The sequence below is a fragment of the Geodermatophilus sp. SYSU D00742 genome (genome assembly GCF_054049935.1).
This window is the reverse complement of the sequence record NZ_JBJGYJ010000060.1, coordinates 1-7,848: the sequence shown is the minus strand read 5'-3', so window position 1 is coordinate 7,848 and position 7,848 is coordinate 1. Positions and strand designations below refer to the sequence as shown.

Annotated in this window: 11 protein-coding genes; 8 read left to right on the top strand and 3 right to left on the bottom strand. The window is 74.3% G+C overall.

The window, feature by feature from the left end; genetic code table 11:
* Window positions 1-166 precede the first annotated feature (166 nt).
* The 8 genes from ACI78V_RS22575 to ACI78V_RS22540 all read left to right on the top strand — a co-directional run bounded on the left by ACI78V_RS22575 (window position 167) and on the right by ACI78V_RS22540 (window position 6,077).
* Window positions 167-1,732 carry a histidine kinase gene (locus ACI78V_RS22575; protein ID WP_456854971.1) on the top strand — a complete coding sequence of 522 codons (1,566 nt, stop codon included), beginning with the start codon at window positions 167-169 and terminating at the stop codon, window positions 1,730-1,732.
* Window positions 1,729-2,394 carry a response regulator transcription factor gene (locus tag ACI78V_RS22570; RefSeq protein WP_456854969.1) on the top strand — a complete coding sequence of 222 codons (666 nt, stop codon included), beginning with the start codon at window positions 1,729-1,731 and terminating at the stop codon, window positions 2,392-2,394. Before ACI78V_RS22575 ends, ACI78V_RS22570 begins: the two co-directional genes overlap by 4 nt.
* A 189-nt stretch (window positions 2,395-2,583) precedes the next feature.
* On the top strand, window positions 2,584-3,675 hold the full coding sequence (locus ACI78V_RS22565; protein WP_456854967.1) for a Rieske 2Fe-2S domain-containing protein: 1,092 nt from the start codon (window positions 2,584-2,586) through the stop codon (window positions 3,673-3,675).
* Window positions 3,672-4,376 carry an alpha/beta hydrolase gene (locus ACI78V_RS22560; RefSeq protein WP_456854965.1) on the top strand — a complete coding sequence of 235 codons (705 nt, stop codon included), beginning with the start codon at window positions 3,672-3,674 and terminating at the stop codon, window positions 4,374-4,376. Before ACI78V_RS22565 ends, ACI78V_RS22560 begins: the two co-directional genes overlap by 4 nt.
* A gap of 23 nt (window positions 4,377-4,399) precedes the next feature.
* On the top strand, window positions 4,400-4,675 hold the full coding sequence (locus ACI78V_RS22555) for a muconolactone Delta-isomerase family protein (protein WP_456854963.1): 276 nt from the start codon (window positions 4,400-4,402) through the stop codon (window positions 4,673-4,675).
* Window positions 4,675-4,869: a hypothetical protein gene (locus ACI78V_RS22550; RefSeq protein ID WP_456854961.1), complete on the top strand. Its 195-nt coding sequence runs from the start codon at window positions 4,675-4,677 to the stop codon at window positions 4,867-4,869. The genes ACI78V_RS22555 and ACI78V_RS22550 overlap by 1 nt, the downstream gene beginning before the upstream one ends.
* Window positions 4,859-5,227, top strand: a complete 369-nt coding sequence (gene ligA, locus ACI78V_RS22545; RefSeq protein ID WP_456854959.1) for a protocatechuate 4,5-dioxygenase subunit alpha — start codon at window positions 4,859-4,861, stop codon at window positions 5,225-5,227. The genes ACI78V_RS22550 and ligA overlap by 11 nt, the downstream gene beginning before the upstream one ends.
* Window positions 5,220-6,077: a class III extradiol dioxygenase subunit beta gene (locus ACI78V_RS22540; RefSeq protein WP_456854957.1), complete on the top strand. Its 858-nt coding sequence runs from the start codon at window positions 5,220-5,222 to the stop codon at window positions 6,075-6,077. The genes ligA and ACI78V_RS22540 overlap by 8 nt, the downstream gene beginning before the upstream one ends.
* A gap of 76 nt (window positions 6,078-6,153) precedes the next feature.
* Here ACI78V_RS22540 and ACI78V_RS22535 read toward each other — a convergent pair whose 3' ends face one another.
* The 3 genes from ACI78V_RS22535 to ACI78V_RS22525 form a co-directional block, all read right to left on the bottom strand.
* Window positions 6,154-6,687 (bottom strand): cysteine dioxygenase, encoded by a 534-nt coding sequence (locus tag ACI78V_RS22535; RefSeq protein ID WP_456854955.1) that lies wholly within the window; start codon window positions 6,685-6,687, stop codon window positions 6,154-6,156.
* Window positions 6,688-6,827: 140 nt separating this feature from the next.
* Window positions 6,828-7,328, bottom strand: coding sequence for an NAD(P)H-dependent oxidoreductase (locus ACI78V_RS22530; RefSeq protein WP_456854953.1), 501 nt, complete (start codon window positions 7,326-7,328; stop codon window positions 6,828-6,830).
* Window positions 7,325-7,741, bottom strand: a complete 417-nt coding sequence (locus ACI78V_RS22525) for an LLM class flavin-dependent oxidoreductase (RefSeq protein ID WP_456854951.1) — start codon at window positions 7,739-7,741, stop codon at window positions 7,325-7,327. The genes ACI78V_RS22530 and ACI78V_RS22525 overlap by 4 nt, the downstream gene beginning before the upstream one ends.
* Window positions 7,742-7,848 lie beyond the last annotated feature (107 nt).

Sequence of the window (7,848 nt, the reverse complement as noted above, 5' to 3'; positions counted from 1 at the left end):
GCGCCGGCCGGGACCTCCTCGTCCCGGCCGGCGCGCCGTCGTCGTCCCCGGTCACCGGGGCGGGAGGCGCCCGGGGCGCTCGCCCTGCTCCGGGGGGCACCGGGAGTAGCGTGCCGGTGATCTCCCCGGCAGGGGGCCGGTGGTCGACGGCGGGACGAGGGCAGTGGTGCGCAGCGAGGTGGCGGCGGACCCGGCCGGCGCGGTGTGGCCGGCGGGCGCGGGGGAGGACCCCGTGCTCCGCGCGCTGGTCGAGGTCTCCGCGGACGGCCTCGCGCTGGTCGACGACGCCGGCCGGTTGCTGGGCCTCAACGCCGCCGCCGCACAGATCCTCGGCCGCCCCGCCGCCGACCTGGTCGGGACGGCCACCCCCTTCGACCCCGCCGCCGGCGACCCGGACGCCCCCGACCTGCGGACGGCGAGCTGGCCGGTGCCCGGCCGCAGCCGCCGGGAGCTGGAGTACCGCGTGCTGCCGGTGGGCCCGTCCCGCTGGGCGGTGTGGTTCAGCGACGTCACCGACACCGTCCGCCAGCAGGAGCGGCTGACGGCGATCACCCGGGCCGCGGCCAGCGTGGCCGACGCCTACTCGCTCCCGGCCACCCTGGACGCCGTCGCCCGCGAGATCGCCATGACCGCGTCGATCGCCGCCGTCCAGATCCTCGCCCTCGACGACCCCCGCGACGACCTGCGGCTGCTGGGCATGGCCGGCTTCGGCGACGCCGTCGACTTCGCCGGGAAGCTCGCCGCGTGCCGGCGGCTGGGCGCGCGCGTGCTGTTCATGGAGGCGCTGGAGAACCGGCAGCCGATCGTCAGCCTGCACCGCAAGCCGGTGATCATGGCCGATCCGCTGTGGGCGCCGCTGCACGAGATCATGGACGTCCCCGACTGGGACAGCTTCGTCTCCATGCCCCTGGTCGTCCGGGGGCGGGCGCTGGGGATCATCAACGCCTACTACTCGCCGGGGGAGGACCCCGGGCCCAGCTCGCTGGCCTTCCTCGAGGCGATGGCCGACTCCGCCGCGGTGGCCATCGAGACCGCCGCCCTGCTGGCCCAGACCCGCTCCCGCGCGCAGAGCGACGAGCGCCGGCGGCTGGCGCGGGACCTGCACGACTCGGTCGTCCAGCAGGTGTTCTCCATGCGCATGCAGGCCGAGGCGCTGCGCGCGCACCTGGACACCGCCGACGCCGACCCGGCCACGGTGCGCAGCGGCGCGCAGGAGCTCGCGGAGCTGTCGGCCAGCGCGCTGGCCGACCTGCGGGGGCTGGTCTTCGAGCTGCGGCCGCTGGACCTCGCCGAGAACGGCCTGGTCGAGGCGGTCCGGGCGCACGCCGCCGGCGTCGAGGCCCGCACCGGGCTGGTCGTCGAGGTGCACGCCGCCGACGACCTGGAGCTCGACGTCGACGTCGACGTCCAGGAGGACCTCTACCGGATCCTCCAGGAGGCGCTGCACAACGTGGTCAAGCACGCCCGCGCCACCGAGGCCGAGATCCGGGTCGAGCGGCCCGGCGGCGGGGTGCTGGTGGAGGTCACCGACGACGGCTGCGCCGGCACCCCGGAGGCCGCGCCGGCGCCCGGCACCGGCGACCGGCCGCGGGGCAGCCTCGGCCTGGTGTCGATGCGCGAGCGCGCCGAGCGGTGGGGCGGGCAGCTGTCGGCCGGGCCCCGGCCCTCGGGCGGCTGGCGCGTGCAGGTCACCCTGCCGGCGCCCGGCGCCCGGGGGAGGGCGGGCCGGTGAGCGCCGGGGTGATCGGCGTCCTGCTCGTCGACGACCACGCGATCGTCCGCCGCGGGGTGCAGGCGTACGTGGCCAGCGTGCCCACGCTGCGGGTCCTCGGCGAGGCGGCCGACGGCCAGCAGGCGGTGGAGCTGCTGCACCAGTGGCAGACCACCGGGGAGCCCCTGCCCGACGTCGTCCTCATGGACCTGCAGATGCCCCGCATGGACGGCGTGGCCGCCACCGCCGCCATCGCCCGCGCGCACCCGGGGGTCAAGGTCGTCGTCCTCACCAGCTTCGGCGAGGTGGAGCGGGTGCACGCGGCGCTGGCGGCCGGTGCCGCCGGCTACGTGCTCAAGGACGCCGACCCCGCGGAGGTGGCCACGGCGATCACCGCGGCCGCCGCCGGCGAGGTGCACCTGGACTCCGCCGTCGCCCGGCAGCTGGCCCGCCGGATGGCCGCACCGCAGGCCGGGCTCACCTCCCTCACCGCCCGCGAGCGGGAGATCCTGGCGCTGGTCGCGCAGGGCCACTCCAACCGCGACATCGCCGACCAGCTGGTGATCAGCGAGCGCACCGCGCGGACCCACGTGAGCAACGTGCTGAGCAAGCTCCAGCTGTCCAGCCGGACCCAGGCGGCGCTGCTCGCGATCCGCGAGGGTCTCATCCCGCCACCGGGCTGACCTGCACGGACACCGGTGCCGGCGGCCGCGACGAGGCGTAGGACACATGACGTAGGCGCGGCGCGCTCGCACGGTCGGACCGAAGCTGTCATCGAGCCGATCCGCCACCCCGCCGCGATCCTTAACGTCAGTGTGTGTGCGGTCACCCCTGGGGTCCGCCGTCCACCGTCCCGAGTCAAGGAGTCCGCGATGGCAGCCAACCCCATCGTCATGAACGGCTGGTACATCGGCGCCTGGTCCGACGAGGTCGGCCGCACGCTCATGCAGCGCTGGATCTGTGGCCGCCCGGTGTGCTTCTACCGGCTCTCCGACGGCAGCGCCAACGCGATCGAGGACCGCTGCCCGCACCGCCGCTACCCCCTGTCGCTGGGCAAGCTGGACGACGACGTCATCACCTGCAACTACCACGGCTACAAGATCGACGGCTCGGGCCAGTGCGTCGGCGTCGCGGAGCAGCCCGACATGCCCAAGGGCGCCACGGTGCACCGCTTCCCGGTGGTCGAGCGCTACGGCATCGTGTGGATCTGGCCCGGTGACCCGGACGAGGCCGACCCCGACGACATCCCGGACGTCTCCTGGCTCGAGGACCCGAACTGGACCCACGTGCAGGGCTCGGTCGGCCTGAAGGGCCGGCAGGTGCTGCTCGTGGAGAACCTGCTCGACCTGACTCACGAGACGTTCCTCCACCCGACCTCCATCGGCAACGCCGCGGTCGCCGCCACCCCGATCGACGTGATCGGCGAGGGCAACAAGGTCTCCTTCGTCCGGCACATGATCGACATCGAGGCCCCGCCCTTCTACCAGTCCTCGATGGGCGTGACCACCAACATCGACCGCTGGCAGGACGGCGACTTCTACGCGCCGGGCATCTTCATCCTCAACATCCGGATCGCCCCGACCGGCACCGAGGAGCCCGAGGGCTTCCACATGAAGGTCGTCTACGGCATGACCCCGGAGACCGAGACCACCACGCACGACTTCTTCGCCCTGGGCCGCGACTACAAGATCGACGACCAGGAGCTGTCGGACTTCCAGCTCAAGCAGCAGCTGGCGGTCATGAAGGAGGACGTCGACGCCCTCGAGATCCAGGAGAAGATGGTCGCCACCGACCCGGGGATGATCGAGTCCTCGATCCGCTCCGACGTCGCCGGCATCCGCGGCCGCCGCCTGCTGGAGAAGATGGCCAAGGCCGAGGCCGCCGCCCGCGGCGACGTCCCGGCCCGCCCGGCGCGTCCCGCGCGACCGGCCGCCGCCCAGCCGGAGCCGGCGGGTCAGGCATGAGCACCTTCGTCATGGTCCACGGGGCCTGGCACGGCGGCTGGTGCTGGGACCGCGTGGCCCCGCTGCTGCGCGCGGCCGGCCACGAGGTGCACGCCCCGACGCTGACCGGGCTGTCCGAGCGGTCCCACCTGCTCTCCCCGCTGGTGGGCCTGGACACCCACGTCGAGGACGTCGTCCGGCTGATCGACACGTTCCGGTTGCGCGACGTCGTCCTGGTCGGGCACAGCTACGCCGGGCAGGTCGTCACCGCGGTCGCCGACCGGCGGCCGGACGCGGTCGCCAAGCGGGTCTACCTGGACGCCTTCGTCGGCTCCGACGGCGAGGCCGCCCGCGACCTGCTGCCCGAGCAGGTCGAGCACCACTGGGCGGAGTCGGCGGCCGAGCAGGGCTTCGGCTGGCTGGTGCCGGTCCGCAGGCTCTCGGTCCTCGGCGTCACCGAGCAGGCCGACGTCGACTGGCTGACGCCGAAGCTGACCCCCCACCCGTGGAAGACCTACCTCGACCGGCTGGACCTCACCGGCGCCGTCGACCAGGTCCCGGCCGCGTTCGTCGAGTGCGTCACCTGGATGCGCGTCTTCCAGGCCCAGGCCGAGCGGGCCCGGCAGCGCGGTTGGCCGGTGCACGAGCTGGACACCGGTCACGAGGCGATGGTCACCGCCCCCAAGGCGCTGGCCGACGTCCTGCTCGAGCTCGCCCGCTGACCCCCACACGACAGGAGACCACCGTGGAGTTCCTCGTCCGCGCCGAGAACCGCCTGCCCCCGGAGACCCCGGCGCAGCGGCGGGAGGAGCTGCGCTCCGGAGAGCGGGCCCGCGCCATGGAGCTGCGGGAGGCGGGCATCCTCAAGCGCCTGTGGCGGGTGCCCGGCCGCACCGGGTGGATCGGGCTGTTCGAGGCCCCCGACCCGGCGGCCCTGCACGACGCGCTGGTGTCGCTGCCCATGTCCCCGTGGCTGGACGTGCACGTCGAGGCGCTGGCCCAGCACCCCCAGGAGCGCTGATGACGACTGCGATGGACCAGCCCCCACCCACCCGGCAGCTGCGTATCACCTTCCGCCAGTACGACGGTGAGATGCTCGGGACGTGCTGGTGCGGCCGCACCAAGACCAGCGCGCACCCGCGGCCGCTGTGGGAGTGGCTCGACGACCACGAGCACCTCGCCGGCGACGAACAGAAGGTGACCGATGAGCAGTGACACCCCGGTCGGCAGGTTCGACCTGCCGGGGACCCCGGTCTTCGACGGCCAGACCAGCCGGCGCGGCTTCCGCATGAACAAGCTGTTCATGAGCCTGCGCTCGGCGGAGGCGCGGGAGCGCTTCCTCGCCGACGAGGGCGCCTACTGCGACGAGTTCCGGCTCACCCCGGAGCAGAAGCAGGCCGTCCTCGACCGCGACTGGCAGGCGATGATCGACCTGGGCGGCAGCATCTTCTACGTGTACAAGCTGGCCATGATGGACGGCCGGTCGATGCAGTACCTCGGTGGGGTCTTCAGCGGCATGACCGAGGAGGAGTTCGTGGCGGCGATGCGGGCGGGAGGACGGCGCAATGGCTGAGGTGATCTGGGGCCTGGCGACCTCGCACGTCCCGTCGATCGGGGCGGCGATGGACCGCGGCAAGACCGAGGACCCGAACTGGAAGGGCCTGTTCGACGGGTACGCCCCGGCGCGGGCGTGGCTCCAGGAGCACCGGCCCGACGTCGCGATCGTGATCTACAACGACCACGCGAACGGCATCGACCTCGACATCGTCCCGACCTTCGGGATCGGCACCGCCGAGCGGTACGAGGTCGCCGACGAGGGCTTCGGCAAGCGCCCGGTGCCCGACGTCGTCGGTGACCCGGAGCTGTCGCTGCACCTGCTCGAGAGCCTGGTGGACGACGGCTTCGACCTGACCGTCTTCCAGGAGCTCGACGTCGACCACGGGTTCACCGTGCCGCTGTCGGTGTGGACGCCGGACCCGGGTGACTCCTGGCCCTGCCCGGTGATCCCGCTGCTGGTCAACGTCATCCAGTACCCGCAGCCGACGGCCGCGCGCTGCTACGCGCTGGGTCAGGCGCTCGGGCGGGCCATCCGCAGCTACCCGAAGGACGTCAAGGTCGCGGTCCTCGGCACCGGCGGGATGTCCCACCAGCTGGCCGGGGCGCGGGCCGGCTACATCAACCCCGAGTTCGACCACATGTTCCTCGAGGCCATCGAGAAGGACCCGGCCAAGCTGACGACGCTCTCGCGCGAGGACTACATCCGCGAGGCCGGCTCCGAGGGCATCGAGATGATCATGTGGCTGATCATGCGCGGGGCGCTGAACGAGGAGGTGACGAAGGTGCACTCGCACTACTTCGTCCCCGCGTCGAACACCGCGGCCGCGATCGCGCTGTTCGACAACCGGGTGCCGCAGCCGGCCTAGCCGCACCGCGCCCCGACCGACGGGCCGTGCCGCTCCTGCGTCGAGCGGTACGGCCCGTCGGCGTCTCAGCGGCCGGTCACCAGTCGACGCCGGCCCGTTCGGTGCCGGTGCGGACCAGGCCGCCCCGGTCGACCCGGTAGGTGTTCATGACCGTCAGCCGCGGGGTGTAGACGTGCACGCTGACCGCCGGGTCGACGCCGGAGTTGGACACCCGGTGCACGTGGTGCGCGCCGAACGGGCGCACCCGGCCGGCCGGGAGCCGGGTGGCGTCGGGCAGCGCTGCGACCTCCTCGTCCAGGCTGCCGCGGACGACGGCGAACGCGCCGGCAGAGCCGCCGTGGTCGTGCCGGCCGGTGCCCTGGCCGGGCAGCCAGGACAGCAGCCAGACCTGGGCGACGGCCAGCTCCGGGTGCAGGGACGGGTCGAGGGCGTCCGCGGCGAGGCCGGGGTCGAGCAGGTGCGTCCACCGGCTCTCGGCCCGGTACTCCACCAGCGCCGACCAGCGGTGCTCGGCGGCGGCGAGCGCCGCGGCCAGGGCGGCGGCGCCGGTGCGGCGGGTGGTGGGGTCGCCGGCCGGTCGGCGGGCAGGGGACAGCAGGGATCGGGTCATGACGGGCTTCTCGGGGAGTCCGGGGGTGGGCGCGGGGTTCAGCGCCGGCGACATCGCGCGCTGGACACGCGCAGCAGGTCCACGGCGACGCGGCGGGTCAGCCGCACCGGGCGCCCACGGGTCCGCGGGACGGGTCCACGTCAGCCGTGCCGTGCGGTCCGGGCGGCGTCGACCTGCGGCCGCGCCGCGACCAGCCACGCGTCCAGCGGCGCGGGGTCGTCCCAGGTCTTCTCCAGCAGGTACAGGCCGCGGGTCGGGGCGGTGGCGCCGAGCTCGACCAGCACCGGTTTGAGCAGCAGCTCCGGCGCCAGCGCGTGGGTGGGGCCGCCGCCCAGCATCAGCGGCACGGCGACGACGCCGGCGAGGTCGCCGGTGCCGATCTGGTCGAGGAACAGCTTGAGCAGGCCGGTGTAGGTGGCCTTGTAGGTGGGGCTGGCGACGACGGCGACCTCGGCCTCCCGCACCGCGGCGACCGCCTCGGCGACGGCCGGGTCGCCCCAGCCGAGCAGCCCGGCGCCGAGGTCGACGACGTCGACGACCCGGTCGGGCGGGGCGCCGGTGAGCCGCTCGACGACCAGCTCGGCGGCCGCGCGGGTGCGCGAGCGCGGCTTGGGGTTGCCGACCACGGCGATGGTGCTCATGCCGCGGCCGCGTCGCGCTTCGCGACCTCCGCGTAGCGCTGGTCCTTGGTCAGGAAGTCCCCCTCGCGCTGCTGCTCGGCGTCGGTGCCGCCGGTGGTGAAGTGCACGGTCAGCCGGCCGTCGCCGATCTGGTCCAGCGTGGCGGAGGCCCTGGCGGCGAAGGTCGGGTAGCTGACGTCGGGCCGGTGGGCGAGCAGCACCTGCAGCCGCTCGGTGTGCGACAGCAGGTACGCCGCGGCCGCCGAGGGCTCGGGGGAGCCCGAGCCGTAGGGGAACAGCACCCGGTCCCATCCCCAGTCCTCGTGGGCGCGGCCCAGCCGCAGCGTGAACTCCCGGTCGAAGCCCGGCCCGGAGCGAGGGGTGGTCTCGGATCCGTCGTTGGTGGCGGCGATGCCCAGGAACTCGATCGGCATGGTGGTCCTCACGTGGCGGGGCGGGGGGGGGGGGCGGGCGGCGGGCGGGGGGGGGGGGGGGGGGGGGGGGGGGGGGGGGCGGGTGGGGGGGCGCCCAACCCCCCCCC

Coding starts and splice junctions, on each gene's coding strand:
- ACI78V_RS22535 (WP_456854955.1), bottom strand. CDS start 6,687: ATGACCCGATCCCTGCTGTCCCCTGCCCGCCGACCGGCCGGCGACCCC.
- ACI78V_RS22540 (WP_456854957.1), top strand. CDS start 5,220: ATGGCTGAGGTGATCTGGGGCCTGGCGACCTCGCACGTCCCGTCGATC.
- ACI78V_RS22550 (WP_456854961.1), top strand. CDS start 4,675: ATGACGACTGCGATGGACCAGCCCCCACCCACCCGGCAGCTGCGTATC.
- ACI78V_RS22565 (WP_456854967.1), top strand. CDS start 2,584: ATGGCAGCCAACCCCATCGTCATGAACGGCTGGTACATCGGCGCCTGG.
- ACI78V_RS22525 (WP_456854951.1), bottom strand. CDS start 7,741: ATGCCGATCGAGTTCCTGGGCATCGCCGCCACCAACGACGGATCCGAG.
- ACI78V_RS22560 (WP_456854965.1), top strand. CDS start 3,672: ATGAGCACCTTCGTCATGGTCCACGGGGCCTGGCACGGCGGCTGGTGC.
- ACI78V_RS22530 (WP_456854953.1), bottom strand. CDS start 7,328: ATGAGCACCATCGCCGTGGTCGGCAACCCCAAGCCGCGCTCGCGCACC.
- ligA (WP_456854959.1), top strand. CDS start 4,859: ATGAGCAGTGACACCCCGGTCGGCAGGTTCGACCTGCCGGGGACCCCG.